14 protein-coding genes are annotated in these 21,361 nt (G+C 52.7%); 5 read left to right on the top strand and 9 right to left on the bottom strand.

The window, feature by feature from the left end; genetic code table 11:
* Positions 1–28: 28 nt before the first annotated feature.
* The 3 genes from F608_RS0123430 to F608_RS0123420 all read right to left on the bottom strand — a co-directional run bounded on the left by F608_RS0123430 (position 29) and on the right by F608_RS0123420 (position 4,063).
* A complete protein-coding gene (locus tag F608_RS0123430; protein WP_022668164.1) occupies positions 29–2,056 on the bottom strand; it encodes a hypothetical protein in 2,028 nt (675 codons plus the stop codon).
* A 362-nt stretch (positions 2,057–2,418) separates the two neighbouring features.
* Positions 2,419–3,042: a hypothetical protein gene (locus F608_RS0123425; protein WP_022668163.1), complete on the bottom strand. Its 624-nt coding sequence runs from the start codon at positions 3,040–3,042 to the stop codon at positions 2,419–2,421.
* Positions 3,043–3,391: 349 nt separating this feature from the next.
* Complete coding sequence (locus F608_RS0123420) at positions 3,392–4,063, bottom strand: hypothetical protein (protein ID WP_027363055.1); 672 nt, start codon at positions 4,061–4,063, stop codon at positions 3,392–3,394.
* A gap of 221 nt (positions 4,064–4,284) precedes the next feature.
* On the opposite strand from F608_RS0123420, the gene F608_RS0123415 reads away from it, so the two are divergent.
* From F608_RS0123415 to F608_RS0123400, 4 genes are all read left to right on the top strand, one after another.
* Complete coding sequence (locus tag F608_RS0123415) at positions 4,285–5,112, top strand: tetratricopeptide repeat protein (RefSeq protein WP_022668160.1); 828 nt, start codon at positions 4,285–4,287, stop codon at positions 5,110–5,112.
* Positions 5,109–8,696 (top strand): ankyrin repeat domain-containing protein, encoded by a 3,588-nt coding sequence (locus F608_RS0123410; RefSeq protein ID WP_022668159.1) that lies wholly within the window; start codon positions 5,109–5,111, stop codon positions 8,694–8,696. Before F608_RS0123415 ends, F608_RS0123410 begins: the two co-directional genes overlap by 4 nt.
* A 162-nt stretch (positions 8,697–8,858) precedes the next feature.
* Positions 8,859–10,583 (top strand): LamG-like jellyroll fold domain-containing protein, encoded by a 1,725-nt coding sequence (locus tag F608_RS0123405; RefSeq protein ID WP_022668158.1) that lies wholly within the window; start codon positions 8,859–8,861, stop codon positions 10,581–10,583.
* Positions 10,584–10,606: 23 nt separating this feature from the next.
* Positions 10,607–11,134, top strand: coding sequence for a hypothetical protein (locus F608_RS0123400; protein WP_022668157.1), 528 nt, complete (start codon positions 10,607–10,609; stop codon positions 11,132–11,134).
* 353 nt (positions 11,135–11,487) lie between these two features.
* On the opposite strand, the gene F608_RS0123395 is transcribed toward F608_RS0123400, so the two are convergent.
* The 3 genes from F608_RS0123395 to F608_RS0123385 form a co-directional block, all read right to left on the bottom strand.
* Positions 11,488–13,470, bottom strand: coding sequence for a peptidase U32 family protein (locus F608_RS0123395; RefSeq protein WP_022668156.1), 1,983 nt, complete (start codon positions 13,468–13,470; stop codon positions 11,488–11,490).
* A 99-nt stretch (positions 13,471–13,569) separates the two neighbouring features.
* Entirely contained in the window at positions 13,570–14,697 is a 1,128-nt protein-coding gene (proB, locus tag F608_RS0123390; RefSeq protein ID WP_022668155.1) for a glutamate 5-kinase, read from the bottom strand.
* Between the two features lie 9 nt (positions 14,698–14,706).
* Entirely contained in the window at positions 14,707–16,032 is a 1,326-nt protein-coding gene (locus F608_RS0123385; RefSeq protein WP_022668154.1) for a glutamate-5-semialdehyde dehydrogenase, read from the bottom strand.
* A gap of 295 nt (positions 16,033–16,327) precedes the next feature.
* Between F608_RS0123385 and F608_RS0123375 the strand changes: the two genes are divergently transcribed.
* The gene (locus F608_RS0123375; RefSeq protein WP_022668152.1) at positions 16,328–17,503 is read left to right on the top strand and encodes a pyridoxal phosphate-dependent aminotransferase; all 1,176 of its coding nucleotides are present in this window, start codon (positions 16,328–16,330) and stop codon (positions 17,501–17,503) included.
* Between the two features lie 117 nt (positions 17,504–17,620).
* Here F608_RS0123375 and F608_RS33125 read toward each other — a convergent pair whose 3' ends face one another.
* The 3 genes from F608_RS33125 to F608_RS0123350 all read right to left on the bottom strand — a co-directional run bounded on the left by F608_RS33125 (position 17,621) and on the right by F608_RS0123350 (position 21,199).
* A complete protein-coding gene (locus F608_RS33125) occupies positions 17,621–18,640 on the bottom strand; it encodes a CsgG/HfaB family protein (RefSeq protein ID WP_022668151.1) in 1,020 nt (339 codons plus the stop codon).
* Positions 18,641–18,709: 69 nt separating this feature from the next.
* A complete protein-coding gene (locus F608_RS0123365; RefSeq protein ID WP_027363054.1) occupies positions 18,710–19,402 on the bottom strand; it encodes a hypothetical protein in 693 nt (230 codons plus the stop codon).
* A gap of 774 nt (positions 19,403–20,176) precedes the next feature.
* Positions 20,177–21,199: an NAD(P)H-dependent glycerol-3-phosphate dehydrogenase gene (locus F608_RS0123350; RefSeq protein WP_027363053.1), complete on the bottom strand. Its 1,023-nt coding sequence runs from the start codon at positions 21,197–21,199 to the stop codon at positions 20,177–20,179.
* Between the last annotated feature and the right edge of the window lie 162 nt (positions 21,200–21,361).

Here is a 21,361-nt window from a genome sequence, read left to right as displayed (position 1 = left end):
GCGATTAGGGACTGTAGTGCGAATGGTTTCAATTTGTCGGTAATCCAAGTTTATCAAAAAATGCTCGATTTCTTTCTTTGGCAGACTTGACCAACTTATCAAATGAAATCACTTCTATGTATGCTTTATAAAATTTATGATAACCAAAAAACCCCAAATGATCTCGTGACGGTGTTAAATCATTAAACCTACATCTTTCAACAATACTTTCGGTTAAATCGCAAATGATATAACAATATCCAGGAATATCTTTGGAATTTGGAATCGGTCTGCCGTTAAATGTCTTTACTTTTCCATTCCTTATCCTATTAAGGTATCCAAGAGCCTGTTCTATTGGGTCTTTTTCCTCACCAGCTTTAGCATCATTTCGCATTGGCCTCTTTATTTCAATGACTGTAATTGAAGCCAGTGGAAGTGATTGAGTGTCAGAAAAAAGGAGGGGGTTATCGCAGACGTTCAGTGCACATATATCAGGTTCTTTAGTTGACGTATCACCGGTTATAGGCATTGAGTTTAATGTCCTGTCCGAAGCTAAATAGTTATGAAAGGCAAGACGTTCATCAACAAGCCACAGGTTAAACGTGTCTATTGGTGAGGCATTTGAATCCATTTGCATTGGCATTATCAACTTATGAATAAGCTCTTCTTTTTCATATTTTCCAGTTTCAGTTCTCTGGATGGCCTTTTCCATCAAATCAATTATTACCCTTCGATGGGACACATAATTTGCCAAATCCGATTTTTTTATATCTTCAGCTGTCTTTAAATACTTAAATAACCGTTCTTTATAAGTTTCAAAGTCTCCTTCAAAATTTGTCATTATTTCATGCCCCTGTTCAAGCATTCCTCTTTCAATTTCGGCATATTGTTTATGAAGGAGCAGGTCCAACTCCTTATCTGTAATATTCGGATCAACAGCTAATTTTTCTTCTTCAATGTGTGGAACGATTGAACGATAACGAGGTGCCTTTTCGTCAATAAAATTATTTACTCGTTCCTGCCCGGCTTTAATATTGGTTTTAAGATAATCCTCTAAATATACTTTTGAACGTTCCAAAACTTTTTCACGAATTTCATTCAAAGAAATTTCAGTCTCAGAAAAAAGCCCATCAATTTCTTTTTCAATATCAAATGAAGTTCTCTCAGCACGGACTCTTTTGTCTAAATATGGAGAAGAGACATAACAGCAATATGCAAACTCGCCTTTATCATCTGAAATTTTGCCGTGAAGGCCGGTTATCTTTCCATTGATATTCTCTTCAATGACCAATCGATTAGATGCACAGAGAGCCAACCCATGCTTTTTATTTGAGGATGCCCGAAATTTGATATGCGTTAAATCGAAATCATACTCTTTTATTTTAATCGTCTCTGCATATGCCGATTCACACATATAGTCATCATACAAATCATTGAGATTCACTTCTGAATCTGTATCAAGAATTGTGACTAAAGGTATCCCTTCTGGTCTTACGAAATACCACAGACAGTGTTCAAGCAATGCATGGGCAATAGAATCAATTGTTTTTGGCGTGTAAACGCTATATTTTTGTTCAAAGCCTTCTAAATGAACACATGTTTTTATTTCTCCTCTGGGCAAATAGCTTTCTTCGACTATTTTAACGCCTTCCTGGACATCAAATTTGATTATCCGGTTTTTCAACCGGGCACCAGAATCCTCGAATACACTATTGATGTTAACGTTTCGGAAGGCTTTCAACCACAGCAACCGTCCAACGCCTCTACAGCCTTTATCAATTTTGTATTCAGAATCAAGCGTTTCAAAGGACTTCAAATTGGCATCATTAAATCCAAGTCCGTTGTCTTCAACAATAAACCCTTTTATTTCCCCGGCGGGGTGACTCACATCTAAATCAAGCGGTGATTGATTGTCCCTCTTTATCTGTAAAGTTATTTTGCCGCTTGTGGATAAGTTTTTTCTGTCTTCTAACGCATGTATGGAATTTACAACTGCCTCGAAAATAGGCTGTAATCCGTGACTTTTTGGAAGATTTGTATTCCTTACCCGTCCCTGCAAATTAGTATATAGACTCAAACTGCCTCCTTGATTCTTTCACGATTCTTTTACAATAATTTTTTTGAATGACAGGCAACCCATTCCAAAATATTTCATTTAAGTCACATCAAAGCATAATGTATTCGAATTCATCATAAGGAATTATAGTTTTCATAAAAAGAATGCAAGCTTGGATTAATATAATGATGATTTAAATTGCTTCAGTTTTTGATGTAATTTTGTTTTGATTTGTGTCGATATCTTGAAGACTTCGAGATGTTGACTATGTATATAGATCCGGTGTGGTTTTCGAAATTTTTTATTGGTTCCGATTTTAGCCAGAGTATCAGAACCTTATATCCTATAAAATGTATTCTCTATATCTTTAGTTTTTAGTTAACTTACTTTTGGGAAGCTTCTACATTTTCGCCTGGTAGTTCAAGCTCTTCGTTGATAGCTGGTAATTCAACACCATTGGTAATAGCTTCTCCAACCAATTTAATTTTTTTACTATTTTCAAATAATCGGTCATTTATTTCACGTGTTCTCGAAACATCCCCTTTTATAGTGGACCGTTCCTCTATAAGAAATGAACATTCAAGAGCATCGTGATAACCATCCCAAATAGCTTTTCTAGCCTTTGGTGCAAGGTATAAACAGTTATTATCCCAAAACTGTTGAAAATCATTTTTAAAAGAATCCATTTGATCAGAATTATGATATTTCTTTCTCATTTGTGTCCAAATAGAGTATGCCTTTTGGTGGACCTCAAGTCTTTTATCAATTGCCGCCAACCGTAATTGATGTTCGCGATTTTGTGTAGAAGAAGAAATAGTTGTGAACGAAGTTATTAGAGAACCCAATACAACCCCAAATAGACTATAAATAGTTTTATCGATAGATAAGTCCAAATTCCCAATTAGAACAATTAATATAAATAGAAAAGCTATAGCGTAAATAGCTGTATTCTTTTTTATGGAATCTTGAATTTTTCTCCATTTCTCACCGAAATTAAAACATCGCATAGTTATCTCCATATTGGATACGGATAGAATGAAAAGAATCAATTTTAATTGGAGATAATCATTCTTAGGAGAAAATGCAATAGTAATAATTATACATACTAAAATGGAATGATATCATGAAGATCTCTTACAGCAGACTTTGTCTATTAGTGCTTAAATTTTCAACTTCATCTCAGCCACGATATATGGGGGTTGGGCTTTTTTGGCGAAAAGGAAAGCGTTTTTACATGAATATCCTGATTTTGATTTGTGGATGGCCTTTCGCCGCCCTTCATAGATTGGCGGCCCCAGGGCATCCCCAAATCTAAAATCATCGATCTAAAATCATCGATCTAAAATCAAAAATTTTCTACAAAACCGACATCTTCCAATTCCACAACCCCGGCCGTTTCTTCATGAAAACACCTTTTGGAACCGGTTCTTGCATGGATACAAAAATCTGGTAACCGGCATTTTGCAGTTCTTTCCGCTTGGATGTCAGATCCAGTTCCCATTCGGGGAACACCCAGAAGTTGTCATCCCTTTTGGACACCCAGCTCTTCTCGCCCATGGGGCTTGAAAAGAGGTTGTTCAGACGGATATCCGGGGACAGGGTTCTTGAAATGCACAGGGGCCAGTTTCCCTTGACGACGATACCCAGGGCCAGCTCCTTGATCAGGGCTTTAACCTCGGGCTCTCTTCTGTCCACGATGAATACGGGGGCGCCCTTTGCAAGATTCCTGTTCTTCTTCAGAACAAATTTGCCCTTTTTGGGGACGGAACGGTTCACCCGCTGGATGGCATGGCCCTTGTCATCCTCGTATCCCAGGCGGAGAAGATCCCCCTGGAACAGGGGTTCCCGGGTAATGAAATAGGGAGAAGGTCCCTTACTGATCCTGCCGGCAAACAATCCCGACCCGGTCTCAGTCCCCCGATTAATGGGATTGATCTTGCGCTGGGACAAAAAATTATAATGGGTAAAGGGCCCGCCCGAGAAGGGCATCCTGGCACAGGGCCGTGTACCTGGCCAGGCCGTGGGCATTGATATCCACAGCCAGGCGCAAGGGGCGGTCATTCCCGATGGGGTTGCAGGCCACAAGGATAGGCATGACTTACAAAGAAAACGACAGTGTTGACAAGGAGAAACCATGTATCATAGAATCGACTGCGGTTTATAGGAAACAATTCTGGTTGACGGATTGAGTTTGAGGTTGCTGATCTCCCTGTCAACGGGTGGCAGCCGTTTTCTTACAGGAGCTGACAATGAACCTGTCTTTTGTCGGGAAGCTAGTTTTTCCCCTGCTGATTTTCATGATCTTCCTGGCCTCACCGGTCTGGCCCGGAAATGACATTTCTCCCGGTCAGGATGAAAAGGCCCTGCTGGCCGGAATGGGCCCCTCCCCCTCTGCAGACGATCTGGAAAAGCTGGGCCGCATCCGCCTTCAGTCTGCGGCCGCACGGTATAAAAAGTGGCATAGGTCCGGCAACGAAGAGGACTACGCCGGGGCCTTGGTCTACGCCAAATCAGCCGTGACCCTCCTGCCGGACTCGGATGAGGTCTGGCTGCTGCTGGGGATGATCCGGTCCGAACTTAAGGCCGACCCTTCAGCCATGGCAGCCTCCACCGACGCCCTGATCCGGGCCGTGGACATCAACCCGGCCAATGGCCGGGCCCAGCTTCTACTGGCCCAGGTCCTCATGGAGCAGGGCAGGTACTGGTCCTCCATCGAGCAGTTCAAGATGCTCATCGCCGGGTCAAAGGCCATGCGCACGGGCACGGTCCTCTCCCAGCTCACCTTCTGCTATATCGCCGACGGCCGGATCCAGGCCGGCCTCAACTATATCCAATCCCTTAACAAAACAGTCCCCCTGCGAACCTCTTCGGCGGCCAAGCTGGAATGGCTGGAGTGGCAGCTCATCAATACCGCCGTCCTCATGAGGGCCAGAGGGGACAGGAAAGACGCCATCGGCTTCCTGAACCTCATGTTCTATTACGGCGGCAGGGAGGATGCCAATCCCCAGCGCACCGACGGGAGAATCAGGCAGGTTAACTATCTGCTCTCCCTGTGGAAAAAGGGGGGAATGATATGAAACGCCGCCTTTTTCCGGTCATCCTCCTTTTCGTCTGCCTGTCCTGGTCCATTGCCCCGGCACAGGATTTCAACGACCTTTCCCAGGTGCTGGAAACCTTTTCCGACTCCCGGAAAACCCGGGACCTCAAGGAGTTCGGCTCCCAAGCGGACAAGGCCGCCTTCACACAGACTATAGAAAACAAGGTGTACAAGCCCGTGGACAGGGCCGTCATCAACCACATTTCCCAACTGCCCGAGTACGCGGGCAAGCGGATCCTCACCCATGATTTTCGCACCCCAGGCAAGGACAGCACCGCCGTGAACACGGACCGGGACGTCCGGGTCCTGGTAGAGGTGGAGATGGACCGCTGGATTGAGGTCCCTGTAAAGCATTGGGAGGATGTCTACTATAAGGAGTTTGCCCGGCACACCGGCATGGCGGTCGATGCCGCAACCCCCAGGGAGGCCGTCAGGCAGCATGCAGAAACCTTCCGCCAGTTGCCCACGGACCGCTTCCACATGGAGGCTTCGGCCGACTTCTCCGATGTGGGGACCATCCGGGCCTTTGAAGTCAACGGAAAAACCAAGGTCCTCTCCTGCCCCAACGTGGTCCGGGCCAAAAAAGGATTCACCCGGCTCAAAGATCCCGAAGGCCTGGCCCGGATGTACTTTGAAAAGGCGGACGAGCAGTTCCGCCGGGCCAGAGACATGGAACGGCAGCTGGCCGCGGCCGATCCCGAAAGGGCCGCGGTATTAAAGGACCGCATCGAAATGTTCGAGATCGAGGGAGCAGTCCAGCTCAAAAAAGGGGTTCAGTCCCTGGATGCCCTGAGGGAGGGTTATAAAGAGCAGGGGCTGGACACCGGCCGCATCCCCAAAGATCTGGCATCGGCCATGGATAAGATAAGAGAAGTGGACGGCACCAGCCGCACGGACATCAAAAAACTCCGGGCCGATATCGCTGGCCTCAAGTCAAAGGAGATCAACTCCCTCACCGACATCACCCACAAGGTTTCCGGCCAGATCGAATCCCTGAAGCTGGCCCAAAAAGCCAAGGCCGACCCCAGGTTCAAGGCGAAGCTTTCCCTGGCCGGGGCCGGCCAGGCCGCCGGCATCGCAGGTGACCTGCTCTCCATCAAGGCCGCCCTGGACAGCGCCCGCCAGGGCAACCATCTTTTCATCAACTTTGACGCCAAAGATACCGCCGGGGAAAAGGCCCTGAAAACATTGGCCCTGGCCGCCATTGAACTCTCTCCCATCCCGGTGGTGGAGGCCCTGGACCGGGGCTGGCAGGTGGCGGATGAGGAAAAGGACTACACCGAAACCCTCATGGCCCACGGAGAGTACGGGGACTGGCGGACCCATCCGGTCACCCGCATGGCCCGGATCAGCACCAAGGTCGTCTACCGAACGGCCACGGCCATGACCCTCGATCCCCTCATCGCCGGGAAAACCGCCGTGGAAGAGGGAATCAAAACCACTTCGGATATCTCAGACAATCTCATGGCCTCCTTTTCCAGGGAGGCCTCCCTGGATCTCCAGGCGGAAAAACTGGACAGATTTCAGGTCCGGAGCCGGAAGGTGGACCTTTCCGCCATTTCCTTTATGGTGAACCAGCGTCCCATGGGATCAGGGGACGTGATCTTATCGCCCGAGGATGATGTGGTCCTGACAACCCGGAAGACCTCGTCCTGGACTGAAGACTACCGGGCCAGATGGGAGATCATCGCCCCGGACAAAACCGTCACCCGCCTCAAGGAGGCGCCGGCCGAATCGGAAAATGCCAACCGGGCCGCCTTTGAAGTGGGGGAATTCCCCCTGGGCACCTACCAGGCCGTGCTCCGCTTTTTTGAAGCCGGTTCCGGCCTCCAGGCCGACTTTATCCAGACCGCGTTTAAGATGTCGGAAGAGACCGGGCTGGGAGAGCTCTCCATATCCCGGAAAATCGAAAACGGCCAGGATCTGAAACTGGACCCGCCCCCCAAAAACCTTCCCCTGGGAGAAGCCCTCTTGTTTCAGGCCGTCCGGAAGGGAGACTGGCCCGGCACTGTCCAGGTGGAATGGCTGGTCAACGGCCGGCGGTATAAGTACACCGGTGCCAATGACCCGAATGCAAACACCCTGACCCTGGACACCACAGATCTTCAGCCCGGACCCTGCAAGGTGGCGGTGCGCCTCTTTGACTCGGCAGCCCCGGACAAGATCGTGGCCCACCAGGCCCTGGCCTTTTCCCTGGAAGCCCAGGCCACGGACCTGACCTCCTTCACGGTCAAGGGTTTCCGGGAGCGGGACAACACCCTTTCCCCGGTTAAGGGCCTGGCCATCCAGAACGGCGACATCCTGCGCTTTACCGCCGACGTGCCTCTGCCCCGTAAAGCGTCAACGCTCACCCGGCTGGTCTGGCAGGTATACGATGCCAAGGGCCGCCCGGTTCCCGGCCTTACCAGGGAGACCTCCCAGCCTGCGGACAAAGAACAGATCCAGTCGGTCTTCCGCTTCCGGCCGGACCAGTTTGCCGACGGGGGATACGTCGTCGCCCTGACCCACCACCTGGTCTCCGACCCCGACGTCCGTGTCCAGGCCCGGGCCGAGTTCCAGGTCCGGGAAGCCATCAGAATCACCAAAGCCCTGACCACAGACAATAAAAAGACCCTGGCCCCGAAGACTGTGTTCCATCCGGGCCAGCGCCCCCTTTTCTACGTTTACTACGACCTGGATCCGGCCATAAAGGAAGTAACCATCCGCCTTTCCGTTAAAAAGAAGAATGGCCAGGTTCTGGATTCCGCCACCGTCACCCGCCCCAAAGAGGGAGCCACGCCTCCTTACCGCATCGGCTTTACCATCCCGGACAAGGCATTTGCCGTGGGTGACGGGGGGGTCTTTACCGCCGAGATTGCCACGGCCGACGGCACAGCCCGATCGGTTTCCAGAGAATTTTCCCTGGCCCATTTCCCGGCCCGGATCCGCCTGCCCAACTCCCTTGCCTCAGGCAGGCCCGGCACCTTTACCATTGAACTGCCCAAGGACTTTGAGGCGCCTTACAAGGTCAGCATGACCCCGGGCAGCGGCCTGAGCCTGGGGCTTCAGCCGGGGAAACTTACCGGCACCATCACAGGCATCGCCACCAACGGCAACCTTAAGGCGTCGGTGAAGGCCACTGTTACCGATGCAGCGGGCCGGATGGCCGTGGGCAGGACAAGCCTTGTCATCAAAGGGGCCAAGCTAATCAGCGTGGCCTCCGGCAACCAGAAAGGATCGGGCATGTCCCAAAAGGAGATGGCCAAAACCATGTACAAGTATCTTGCAAGTTACGATTTAGAAAAAGTCAGGGCCTTTCTGGACGCCGGCTGTCCCGTGGATATAAATCTCGAATGGGGATACACCCCGCTGATGAGAGTGGTGGAGTATGCGGCACTGGGGCATTCAGCACCTGGCAATTATTTTGAAAAGGTGACCGCCCTGCTTCTCGCCAGAGGGGCCAACCGTAATCTGACGTCGGACAACGGCACCCCCCTGCAGATGGTCGAGCACACACTGACCTACAGAAAAGAACCTGATATCAGACAACGGCTTTTGCGCATCCGGAACCTTCTCAGGCAGTAAAGGAAAGCAGACCGCAATGCCCGAAACTATGATGGAGAGGCTTCCCTACAGGTTGTCGGGGGATGCCTCAGATTTACATTTACCCCCAAGGAACATCAACAGGTAAAAAACAGAGGCTTGACCGCATCAAAGCCATGCTAAAATGAGATCTAAGGAGACACCATGAAAAAATCCCTCATCTTCGCCCTGACCCTCCTGGCCCTCCAGGTCATATTTCCGAGACCAGGCCTCTGGGCCGCAACCGTTCAGGAGGACAAAATCTTTAACGGCCTTTATGCCTGGTTTCCCCTGGACGGGGATGCCGTGGATATCGGACCCAACGACATTGTCTCCGTGCCCCAGGGCCCGGTTCCGGCCCCCGACCGCCTGGGCAACGCCGGCGGCGCCCTTCACTTTGACGGCAAGGATGATTTCATCAATCTGCTCATGGACATCAATCCCGCCAAAATGCCCCAGCTCAGCGTGGCCATCTCGTTCAAGCCCGAACGCGACTGGGGGGTGCTCTTCTGCCATGACAACGGCTATTGGGACCGGTCCGTCACCATTGAAAAGCGGGACGGCCTCCAGGGACTCACCTCCTGGGCCGGCCCCAATGTGAAATGGTTCGGCTGGTTCAAGGTCCCCCAAAACCAGTGGCACCTGGCCATTGCCACCTGGGACGCCGCCACAGGCAAGGCCAGCCTCTATACCCAGACCCATAAATTTGAGGCCATCGTTGCCGAGGGCGCCCATCCAGGGGAAGGCTGGACCTATACCCAACTGGGCAAAAGCCCCTCTTTCGGGGGTGAATTTTTAGGCAGCATGGACAACGTAGTGGTCTGGAACCGAGTCTTAAGCTACTCTGAGGCCAGGCGCCTGATAGACCATCCCGAACTGCTGGACAACTCTCCCAGGCTGGCGGTGGTCAGACAGCTGAACGAGGGGAAAAAGCTCTTCCAGGCCGGCTTTTTTGAGGCCGGAGCTGAAAAGTACCAAAAGGGAATTGCCCTGGCCGGCATGAATATCGGCCGCCAGAACGGGACACAGCAGATGCTGGAAGACATGAAAGATGTCCCCCTCCGCTTCCAGGGAGAGGTCTTTCTCTCCCATTGCCGGTCCCTGCTCTCCCAGGAGAGCGCTGTCAAGCTTCCTGTCTTCCTTTCTGACGCCCCCAAAGGAGTCCAGGTCGACTATGTTTTTGAGGCCCTTTCCCCCGGCAGCGACGGACTCGCCCAGGGAGATATCATTACTCAGATCAGCGGCCGGCCCGTAAAGAACCGGGCTGAAGCAATGGCGTGTCTAAAGGGAAAAGCCCCCGGGGAAACGATCCCGGTCACAATGCTGCACCATGGTGCCGTCCGGAAGGTCGGGTGCCGTGTTGTGGCAGGACAGAAAAACAACGACGCCACGGCCTGGGCCGTATACCGCCTCCTGGACTACGGTATGCTGGCCGCCTATGCCGGTCACCCGGCCCTGACTCGGGCCGCAGCCCAGGAGATCCTGGCCATTCCGGACAAATTTCCCGCGGATGTAAAACCCTTTTTCTTCCAGGAGGGTGCCGCAATCCTCAACGCCCTGGCCACCGCCATGGAACAGGGCGTGGATGCGGGATATCAGGTGCTACTCAACTATGGAAAGCCCAAATCCTTGGGCTTTTACCTCACATCATTCCGCCGGTATTTCGCCCCCCTCTATGCCAATCCCAAAAAGCTGGCCTATCTTCTGGACACAAAGGCATCGGCCCTGCAAGGGCCTCAGCCCTTTCCCTCCCAAAAACAGGCCTATATCACCCCGGACGGAAAGAAAATAGACCCGAAAGCCTTTCTCCCTGTCCTGAAGGGATCAGGCAGCACTCCGCCGGCTGCCGCAAACTCTGCTCCCAAGGCCAAAGGTACGGTCCTGGATTAACCCCCTGTTAAAGGAGAGTCTCAATGGCCCCTATCATTAAATTGTTTTTTAAAATCTTTTTCGCCACCAGCATCCCTTTCGGCCTGATTATGGGGCTGCTCCAGTGGCCGGTCCAGGGGCCGGAAGGGGCATTGAAAATCGGGTTCCAGGCCGGGGCAGGCTTCGGCCTGATCGTCAGTCTCATTACCTGTACCATCCATTTTATCACCAAAAGGAAGGCCAACCTGGACGGGGCATCGGAAAAGGCGGCTTTTTCCAAAGAGATAGACCTGCCCATGACGCCGGACCGGGCCTTTGACCTGGTCCTGGAGGGGTTGAACCGGGTCAAAAAATGTGAGACTACCCTGGAGGACCGGGGTACCGGCCGCATTGAGGCCGAAGCCGGGCAGACCTGGAAGAGCTGGGGGGAGGCCATCACAGCAGACGTTACGGCCACGGAACCGGGCCGGACACAGGTAAAGCTTTCCAGCCGCTCCCAGGTCAGAACCACCCTTGTTGATTTTGGCAAAAACCAGGAGAACGTCCGTGCCATCCTCTCGGTCTTCCCCTGAGGCAACGGGGCAGGGAAAACACCTATAGCCGCACTACCGCTGATGATTTTGGCCCAGAGGGAAAGGATAATCCCATATGCTGAATAATCTTTTGCAGGGGACTGCCAGAGAGGATAGCCTCCGGTCCCCTCGCTTCGCTCTGCTGCGCCGCCGTGAATCGTCCGCGTTCAAAAATTTTCAGGAATCGTAGACCCAACAATCTATCAGAGCTTAGATTTTCAACTTCAGCTCGGCCACAAGATATGGGGTTGTGCTTTTTTGCCGAAAAGGAAAGAGTTTTGAATATCCTGATTTTTGATTCGGAGATAGGTTTAACCGAACTGATAACTGGTAACCGGCGACTGTCGTTTTTTTTACAACACCGACATCTTCCAGTTCCACAAACCTGGCCGCTTCTTCATGACAACTCCTTTGGGGATCGGCTCTTCCATGGAAACAAAGACCTGAAAGCCCGCATTCTGCAGTTCTTTCCGCTTGGATGTCAGATCCAGTTCCCATTCGGGGAACACCCAGAAGTTGTCATCCCTTTTGGACACCCAGCTCTTCTCTCCCATGGGGCTTGAAAAGAGGCTGTTCAGACGGATATCCGGGGAGAGGGTTCTTGAAATGCACAGGGGCCAGTTTCCCTTGACGACAATACCCAGGGGAAGCTCGCACATCCCGGGCAGGGCAAGAAACTCGTTTTCCCCCAGCTCCGGACTGACCATGGCACCGGAAAACCCTTGGGCTTTAAGACTATTGATGGCCTCCCCATTGGCCAGGTTGCAGAAAGGCCCGGCCCACAGCTCAAGACCTTTGGTCTTCGGGAAAAAAGGTCTTTGCCAGATCATGTTCAGGACAAATCTGCGGCCTCCTTTGGACAAAACGGCCTGGACCGCCCGCTCCCATTTTTCTTCCTCTTCAGGCCAGATCACCGGGGGAAGCCACCACCAGGTATCCTGGATCTGCCGATTGGGAAGTTTGGGCCCCCCTTCCGGGGTGAGCCAGAGCGCCCTGGCACTATCCATCCGTCCCCTGCCGGGTTTTCTGGACAATCTCATGTCCAGGGGCAGGGTCCTGCCGGCCCGGCCCCGGTTTCTTTTCCCGGAGGGTCCGGGAGAGGGATGAACATCCGTCTGGACCGGCCTGACCTTTACCGGCTCAATGGCCTCCAATTCCAGGGCCAGTTCCTTGATCAGGGCTTTAACCTCGGGCTCTCTTCTGTCCACGATGAATACGGGGGCGCCCTTTGCAAGATTCCTGTTCTTCTTCAGAACAAATTTGCCCTTTTTGGGGACGGAACGGTTCACCCGCTGGATGGCATGGCCCTTGTCATCCTCGTATCCCAGGCGGAGAAGATCCCCCTGGAACAGGGGTTCCCGGGTAATGAAATAGGGAGAAGGTCCCTTACTGATCCTGCCGGCAAACAATCCCGACCCGGTCTCGGTACCCCGGTTAATGGGATTGATCTTGCGCTGGGACAAAAAATTATAATGGGTAAAGGGCCTGCCCAAGGCATATTCCAGAAATGCCAGGGCTGTTTTTCTCTTTTGGGGATCCCTGCCCTCGTCCCGGAGCATCTGATAGGCCCTCACCGTATAAAACACGTAATGGGGGCTTTTTTTCCGGCCTTCGATCTTCCAGGTGGTTACCTTGGGAATCTCCTTGAGAACCTTGGCAAGGACATCGACGGACAGATCCAGGCAGGAAAAGAACCTGGACTTTTCTCCCTTCTGGGAGTACATCCGGCGGCAGGGCTGGACACATCTTCCCCTGAGCCCGCTTCTCCCCCCGAACCAGGAACTCCAGTAACAGCGTCCGGAAACCGCATAGCAGAGAGCTCCGTGGATAAAAACCTCCAGATCAAGACCCTCCGGGGCCAGTGCGGCCACGGACTTGATCTCATCCACGTTCAGTTCCCTGGACAGGACGGCCCGGTGAAATCCCATTTTATGGGCCTGCTCAAGTCCCCGGCCAAAGGATGGATTGGACAGGGTGGAGAGGTGCAGCTCCCCCTTGAACCCGGCCTTGCGGGCCAGGGGCACCACAGCCGGATCCTGGATGATCAAAGCATGGGGGTTCACATAAACGGCCAGTTTTTTAATGAGCCTGGCCGTTTTTTCAAGTTCCCCGGGTTTGATCATGGAGTTGAAGGCCACATAGACCTCAACCCCCCGGGACCGGGCCAGGGTGACCATTCCGGCCAGTTCCTCGGTTCCGAAGTTATCCGCCTCCATGCGGGCGGAAAAGATCTTGAGTCCGCAGTACACGGCATCGGCACCGGCAGCAATGGCCGCCAGAAAGGAATCCCTGTCACCGGCAGGAGCCAGGATATACGGTTTTTCTCGTTTTTTCATCAATTCAGTTTCGACCTTTATTTCTCTTTGCCATGAAGGATATGAAGAACGTCCGGCAAAGGATGGTAATCTCCAGGGTGAAATTCGCGCCCGGGGGGATCAGCAATCGCTGAGGACCACCAGGTTGTTTCGGTGAACCACCTCGTCATAATGCTTATTGCCCAGGCAGGATTCGATCTGGGAGGTCCTGAGCCCCTTGATCAGCCGGATATCGTCGGCCGGGTAATTGACCAGTCCGGTTGCCAGGATCTTATTGTCCGGATCTTTCAGGGATACGGCCTCCCCCTGGGAAAATTCCCCCTCCACCTCCAGGATACCGCTGGGCAGAAGGCTTTTCCCGTTCTTCCGGACCGCCCGGACCGCACCCCAGTCCAGGATCAGGTTTCCCCTGGGCCTGAGGGTATGGGCGATCCAGCATTTTCTGGAGGACATCTTCTCTTCTTTGGGAATAAAATAGGTACCCAGGCGGTCCCGGTCAAACAGCCGAAGCAGGATATCCGGAGAATCCCCCCTGGCCACGATCATGGGAATGCCCGATGAGGTCACCTTTTTGGCGGCAAGAATCTTGGAGAGCATGCCCCCGGTTCCAAGAGTCCCGGGAATTGCGCTGGCATATTCCTCGATCTCCTCTTCAAAGGCCGTGACCCTGCGGATCAGCCTGGCATTGGAATATTTCCGAGGATCCTTGTCATAGAGCCCGTCAATGTCCGTCAGGATAAAGAGAAAATCCGCATCCATGAGCAGGGTGATCATGGCGGCCAGATTGTCGTTGTCCCCCAGCTTGATCTCCTCCACCATGACGGTGTCGTTCTCATTGACAATGGGAACCACCTTCCACTCCATGAGGGTGTACAGGGCATTCCTGGCATTGAGATACCGTTTGCGGTCATTTAAATCTTCCCCGGTCAAAAGGATCTGGGACACTTTTTTGCCGAACCGGCCGAATTCCGCTTCATAGGTATTCATGACCTCGGTCTGGCCGATGGCGGAAATGGCCTGGCGCTTGGGAATTTCATCGGGCCGCCGGTCCAGCCCCATCTTGCGCAGGCCCGCGGCCATGGCCCCGGACGAGACCAGAATCACCTCCAGGCCTTTGTCCATGAGGGTGGAGATCTGCCGGGAAATGGACTCCATGACCGTGAGATTGAGGCTGTTCTCTGCGGTAATCACGTTGGAGCCCAGTTTAACCACTATTCTTTTGGCATTTGACAATCGCTGATCAGGCATGGGACTTCCCTATTGAAACTTCTTATCCAATTTTTGATCCAGGGGCCTGTGGAGAAAGGACCTGGCATTGTCCCCGGAATAATCCGCCACCCTGTGGCCGTCTCCCATGAGCCGGAACTGGGTGGTCATGAGTCCCTCCAGTCCCACCGGTCCCCGGGCATGGATCTTGTTGGTGGAGATCCCGACTTCCGCACCCAGGCCGAACCTGAATCCGTCCGCGAACCGGGAGGAACAGTTCCAGAGGGCATCGGCCGTATCAGCCATGTCCATGAATCGAATCGCCCGGTCCCGGTCCTTTGTGACAATGACGTCTGTGTGGCCGGATCCGTACCGGTTGATGTGCTCCAGGGCCTGATCCATGGAGGAGACCACCCGGATGGAAACAACATAGTCCAGGTACTCGGTCTGCCAGTCCTGTTCCGAGGCCGGCTCGGCATCCATGAGTCCGCAGGTTCTGGGACATCCGAAAATTTTAACCTTTTGGGCTTTGAGGGCCTTTCCCATGGGCGCCATAATTGTCTGGGCAACCGATTCATGGACCAGGATGGTCTCTATGGCGTTGCAAACGGCCACGTACTGGCATTTGCCGTCCACGGCCAGATCAATTGCCATTAAAGTATCCGCATCCCTATCGATATAGAGGTGGCAGATGCCGTCGGCATGGCCCAGGACCGGGATCAGGGTATTTTCCATGATGTAGCGGACAAAGGAATTGCTGCCCCTGGGAATGATGAGATCCACATATTGATCCATCTTGAGGATGCCGGCCACATCATCCCGGGTCTGCAGCAGGCCGAGCCAGTTTTCAGGGAGCCCCTGTTCAACCCCGGCGTCGTGGATGACCCGGGATAAAACCTTATTGGTTTCAGCGGCCTCGCTCCCCCCTTTCATGAGAACGGCGTTTCCGCTCTTGAGGCAGAGACAGGCAATCTGAACCAGGGCATCGGGCCGGGATTCAAAAATCACCCCGATGAGCCCCAGGGGACGGCTGATCTTAAAGAGCTCAAGCCCCTTGTCCAGTTCCAGTGCAGACAGGGTTTTGCCCACAGGGTCCTCCAGACGGATCAGGCTCTGGATGCCCTCCAGGGTCTCCCTAAGCTTGGCCCCATCAAATTTAAGCCTTTTCAACAGGGCCGGTTCAAGTCCTTCCTGTGCGGCCCGGTCCATGTCGGCTTCATTGGCCTGAAATATCTTGTCCCGGTTCTTTTCCAGGGCCTGGATAATCATGGACAGGGCCTTGTCCTTGACGTCCGTGTTGAGGACTGACATTGCCGCTGCCGCGGTCTTGCCGGTTACGGCGGGATTGGATTGTCCGGAAAGGGTCTGATTGGCCATGGCAGTTTCCTTCACTTAAATAGGCAATTGAATATAAGGGGCGTATGATATCCCTTTTCGATCTCATTATCAAGTATCATAAGTCTGCCGGGTTTCCTAACCTTTTCCTGAATTGCCTTTTCCGCCGCCATCAAGGGAAGAGACTCCCAAAGATTTTCTGTCGATAATTGATTTTAAAAGCCATGAAGGGCACGGGTTGAAAAACTTTAGCATACCGGTATTTTCATGGCAAAGATTTTATTGTATGGTATCTGAATTAAGGTCATAATTTTATATACAATTATAGGAGGGTTCCATGCCCATAGCTGAGAAAATGGTAAAAGTGGTGGAGGCGGCATCCATGATCCGGAAAATGTTTGAGGAGGGGATAAGGATGCGGGAAAAATACGGTGCAGACAATGTGTTCGATTTTTCCCTGGGCAATCCCGATGTTCCCCCGCCGGCTGTGGTGAAAGATACCCTGAATGATCTGATCAACGACAAAACCTTTTCCCACGGGTATATGCCCAATCCCGGATTTCCCAATGTGAGGCAGGCCGTGGCCGATTATTTAAACAAGGAAACCGGGGTGGGGCTCACACCGGATCTGGTGGTGATGAGCGTGGGAGCGGCAGGCGCACTTAACGATACTCTCAAGGCCCTGGTGAATCCCGGAGAGGAGATCCTGACGCCGGCTCCCTATTTTGTGGGATATAACCAGTATGCCTTTATTGCCGGCGCCGTTCTCAAGACCGTATCCTCCACCCCGGATTTCCACCTGGATCTCAATGCCATTGAAGAGGCAATCACGCCCAAGACCCGGGTGATGCTCATCAACTCCCCCAACAATCCCACGGGTGCGGTCTATACCCGGGAGGAACTGACCGGGCTGGGAGAGATCCTGGAACAGAAGAGCCGGGAATTCGGAAAGCGCATCTACCTGATTTCCGACGAGCCCTATCGCAAGATCGTTTACGACGTGGATGTCCCATGGGTATTTGATATTTATGACCATACCATCGTCCTGACCTCCTATTCCAAGGAGCTCTCCCTGGCCGGGGAGCGCATCGGCTATTTGGCCGTTCACCCCAGGGCCGAAGATGCCGGTCTGATCGCAGGAGCGGCCGGGGTGGCCAATACCATGATGGTGGTGAACGCCCCTGCACTTTTCCAACAGGTGGTGGGAAGACTCCAGGGGGTGACTGTGGACATCGGCATCTACCGGAAAAGAAGGGATATGTTCTGCCAGGGGCTGAGCAAAGCCGGGTATGAATTTGACATCCCCCAGGGGGCCTTTTACCTATTTCCCAAAAGCCCGATTCAGGATGATCTGGAATTTGTAAATCTCTTAAAACAGGAGAATATCCTGGCCGTGCCCGGAACAGGCTTTGGGGGGCCCGGCCATTTCAGGCTCTCCTATGCCGTGCCCGAGGCTGCCATCCAGGGATCCTTTGAAGGATTCAAGCGGGCCATGGAAAAGGCAAAAAAATAGTTTCGACTCTATTTTTACTTCGCCTGTTTTTTGGTGAAAAAGCCTTTTGCCCTGATGGATTCTAAATAAAAAAGGGGCCCCTTATGCAGGGGCCCCTTTTTTCATCCGTAAATATCTTTATCCGGCGGGAACCGGTTTGGTGTACTTTTCAGAAATCCAGCCGATGGTTCCGGATGTAGTCTTCACCTTGATCCATCCTCCCTGCCTTTCAAGAATCGTCAGCTCCTCGCCCCCTTTCAGCACGGTGACAATGGAATTGGAGGTGCCCGGGCCCGATCTCATGTTCAGGGCAGATACGGTGATGGTAACTTTTTCGCCGGAGGCCGGGGCTGCCGGAGCTGTCTGGACAGCAGGGGCGGCAGCAGGCTGGGCAGCACCGTGGCGGTAATACGTCTGGGGGGTTTTGGAGACGATAAAATCCACGGCACTCTGGATGCAGGCCCGGATGGCCTTGCCCACAGGGGTCTTTTCATACATGCCCAAAGATCCCCCCAGGGCTCCGCCTCCGATCAGGCCGCCCATGGCGCCGCCGATGTTGAAATCCGAAGATTTTCCCTCAACACTTGTCGCGGCCACAATCCTGGAGGTCTTGGCATCGATGACCCGGAGGTCAATGGCCATGTGGGCCTTGTTCATGCCCCCTGCAAGGGCCCCCAAAATACCGCCGCCCCATCCTCCGATACCGCCGCTGGCACCGGATGCATGGCCTTCAAATTCAGTAACCGCCGCCACGATGAGGAGTTCCGCACCTTCGATCTCTCCGATGGCTGCCGCCGTATCCTGCTTGATCCGTCCGCTGGCTCCCAGGTCCTGCTCTTCCAGCACATCGCTCAGGGCCTGCCGCTCAAGGACGATATACCGGTTCGTATTGAAAAGAGCCGTGGTAAGCTGATCTGCCATCCCGTCCCCGATGCCCTGGTTGTACCATCCCTGATGGGTCTTGTCCTTGAATCTGGAAACAGCCACCCGGGCCTTGGGACCGTTATAAGCTTCGGCCTGGGCCTGGTTGATGTCGGGACTGCCCTGTCCGGATGTGACCTTGGTTTCTGTGCCGCTGCTCACACAGCCGGCCAGTCCTGCGATGATCAATGAGACTACACAAAAAAAACAGATTTGCTTGATACGGTCCATAAACATTTTTTTCTCCTGGGTTAATTTGATATTAGTGATTCGCCAATTGCAATTTTTATTTATTATCCGGTTCAATTAATTCCCACTTTTAACTTTCTCATTCCAGAATTTTCTGATATTCCCTCCCATTCGGTCTGCCCCGGGGGAGACGGCAAGGTGGAGGGCCTCAAACAGGCTCATTGGTGTATATTGGAACTGACCGATCTCAGGGGCAGCCGCAGGTCTGCCCGAGGCCAGATCAACGGCCCGGACCGTGAAGGTGGCATGGGTCATCCGGGTCTCTCTGCCGTGATAGTCAAGGACTTGAGACCCGGCTTTTTCGATGCCCGCGATGACCAGGATATGAGCCGTGTCGCCCGGGACCAGCTTTCTGATCTCATACCATTTGATATCCCGCCGGCCCAGGGTGACCTTTTCCCTGAGTTCAGGGATGTTCTCAACGGAAAAATAGTTGAGCCCGTGATTGAAAAAACCAATTTCCAGTTCTCCCCTGAACAGGGCCACCATGGAGTCATCCCCGTAAACATGGATCAGGACACCGGGATCGGCGGGAAGGCCCTGTGCTGTTTTCCCTTGATCCTGAGGGGAAACGGCGGATGAGGTCCCCTGGTCTGTACTTTCGGCAGAAAAACCCTTCCCGGTTAAGACAGCAGCCAGAAGAAAGATGACAATGAACGTTATTCGGCATGGAAGCTTTCGGGTCATGGCCCTTGTTCCGGCTTGTCTTGGATCAGTCTTTTTTGATTTATCTTCTGTTGAGCGTGTCATCGTAATCTCATCCTTTAAAGTTGAGGCTAAAATGTTCCACTATACTCATTACAGGCCATTCTGACAGGGATATACTTTTACTCTTGGAATCCGTTTTCAGTTATCCGGACAGGTCCCTGCGGAATAGTGTTCCAAATGGTTATAATCAATATTTTTTATCTGTTCAAGTATTTCCGGCATATCCGGGTGACGAAAAAAAATTTCTTTGACCGACGACATCCAAAAGGCATTCCTGTTAGATGACACTCCAGCCCCGGCAGCGGTCATGTATTTTGGCGGATTCTCCGTCAAAAGGAGGATTCCCGGTCCGGTCATCCTGAAAAAGGAAGGGCAGCCTCTAAAGAAGATGCTGAAGCCTTTGATTCGTCCGACCGATAGCCGCCGGAATCAAAGAGGCGGTTGTCCAGGTTATAAAACAGCTTGATATTTCTTTTCCCTTTGAACCTGGCAAATTTGGTGAAGGCCTTCTGCCGCGGAAAAAGGTCTGCCTGGTGGAGGCCCCCTAAAAGGCCGGGTCAAATATCTCCTGGATGGGGGAGAACCCGGCCTCTTTGTGGCACCTGACCAGGGCCTAAAATCCGAATGTGCTTCCGGTATGGATATTCACGATGGGCTGGAAAGCGTAATCCAGTCTGGAAAGGCGGGACAGCAGTTCGGGATCAATGGTTTCAGCCACATCAGGACCCTTTTATTTAAATTATCAATACGTTATACCCATCACAGGCTTTGGGCATAGGGATTGAGCTAGGATCCTATAAAATTCTGGTAACGGCTTTACACCACCCCGTCCAGCTCGTGCTTAAGGGACCGGTTCATAAGGCGCTCCACGGTTTCATCCACGGAAAGCCCTTCGAACAGGGCCCGGTAAACCTCGTTGCAGACCGGCAGGTCCACCTTGAGTTTTTTGGACAGGTTGTAAACCGAGCGCGTGGTCTTGACGCCTTCCGCCACCATTCTCATTTCCGAAATAATATCATCCAGTTTTTTGCCCTGGCCGATCTGCTTGCCCAGGGTATAGTTCCGGCTCAGCTCCCCGGTACAGGTCAAAAGCAGGTCCCCTACCCCGGCCAGCCCCAGCAGGGTCAAAGGATCGGCCCCCATCCGGGTTCCCAGGCGGTTCATCTCGGCCAGTCCCCGGGTGATAAGGGCGGCCCTGGGGTTGAGCCCCATTTTCATCCCGTCACAGATCCCCGCGGCAATGGCCAAAACGTTTTTCATGGCCCCGCCGATCTGGGTTCCCACGGGATCATCGTTGACGTAAACCCGAAACCGGGGAGAGGAGAACACGGTCTGAACAAATCTGGCATTTTCCCGGCTCACAGATGCCGAAGCCACAACCGTGGGCACGCCTGCGGCGACCTCTTTGGCAAAACTGGGGCCGGAAAGGACCACGAAATTTTCTTTGGGCAGGCCCGGAATCATCTCTTCAAGGATCTGGGTCATGGTGAGGTGGGTCTTGTTTTCAATCCCCTTGGAAGCCGTTACCACTACTGCATCCGGTGTAAGAAAGTCCTTGATCCGGCCGGCAATATCCCTCATGAAATGGGAAGGCACCACCAGGAGCACCAGATCCTTATCCCGGACAACCCTTTCAAGGTCATTGGAGGGGAGGATGCGTTCCGGCAGCCGGAATCCGGGAAGGAAAATATTGTTTTCCCGGGTCTGTTCGATCTCTTCTTTGAGTTCCGGCTCAAATACCCATAAATCCAGTCCATATCCTTTATCGGCCAGCAGTTTGGCAAGGGCAGTGCCCCAGGATCCCGCGCCCACAACCCCTATTCTGGTATTTTCTGTCATCGGTTTCATCATCTATGTCTTTTCATCGGTTAAAGGCCCTTTTCAGGAGCCGGGCAATGCCCTCAACATACTCCCCGTTCAGGCAGGGTTTTGTCAAGTGGTCCAGATGGTCCTCTTCCCGGGCCTGAGAAAAACGTTTGAACTTTTGAGTATATCTATTAC

It is taken from the genome of Desulfospira joergensenii DSM 10085, from assembly GCF_000420085.1.
Lineage (GTDB): Bacteria > Desulfobacterota > Desulfobacteria > Desulfobacterales > Desulfobacteraceae > Desulfospira > Desulfospira joergensenii.
The sequence above is the reverse complement of the archived record's forward strand: the minus strand, read 5'-3'. Positions and strand labels throughout refer to the sequence as shown.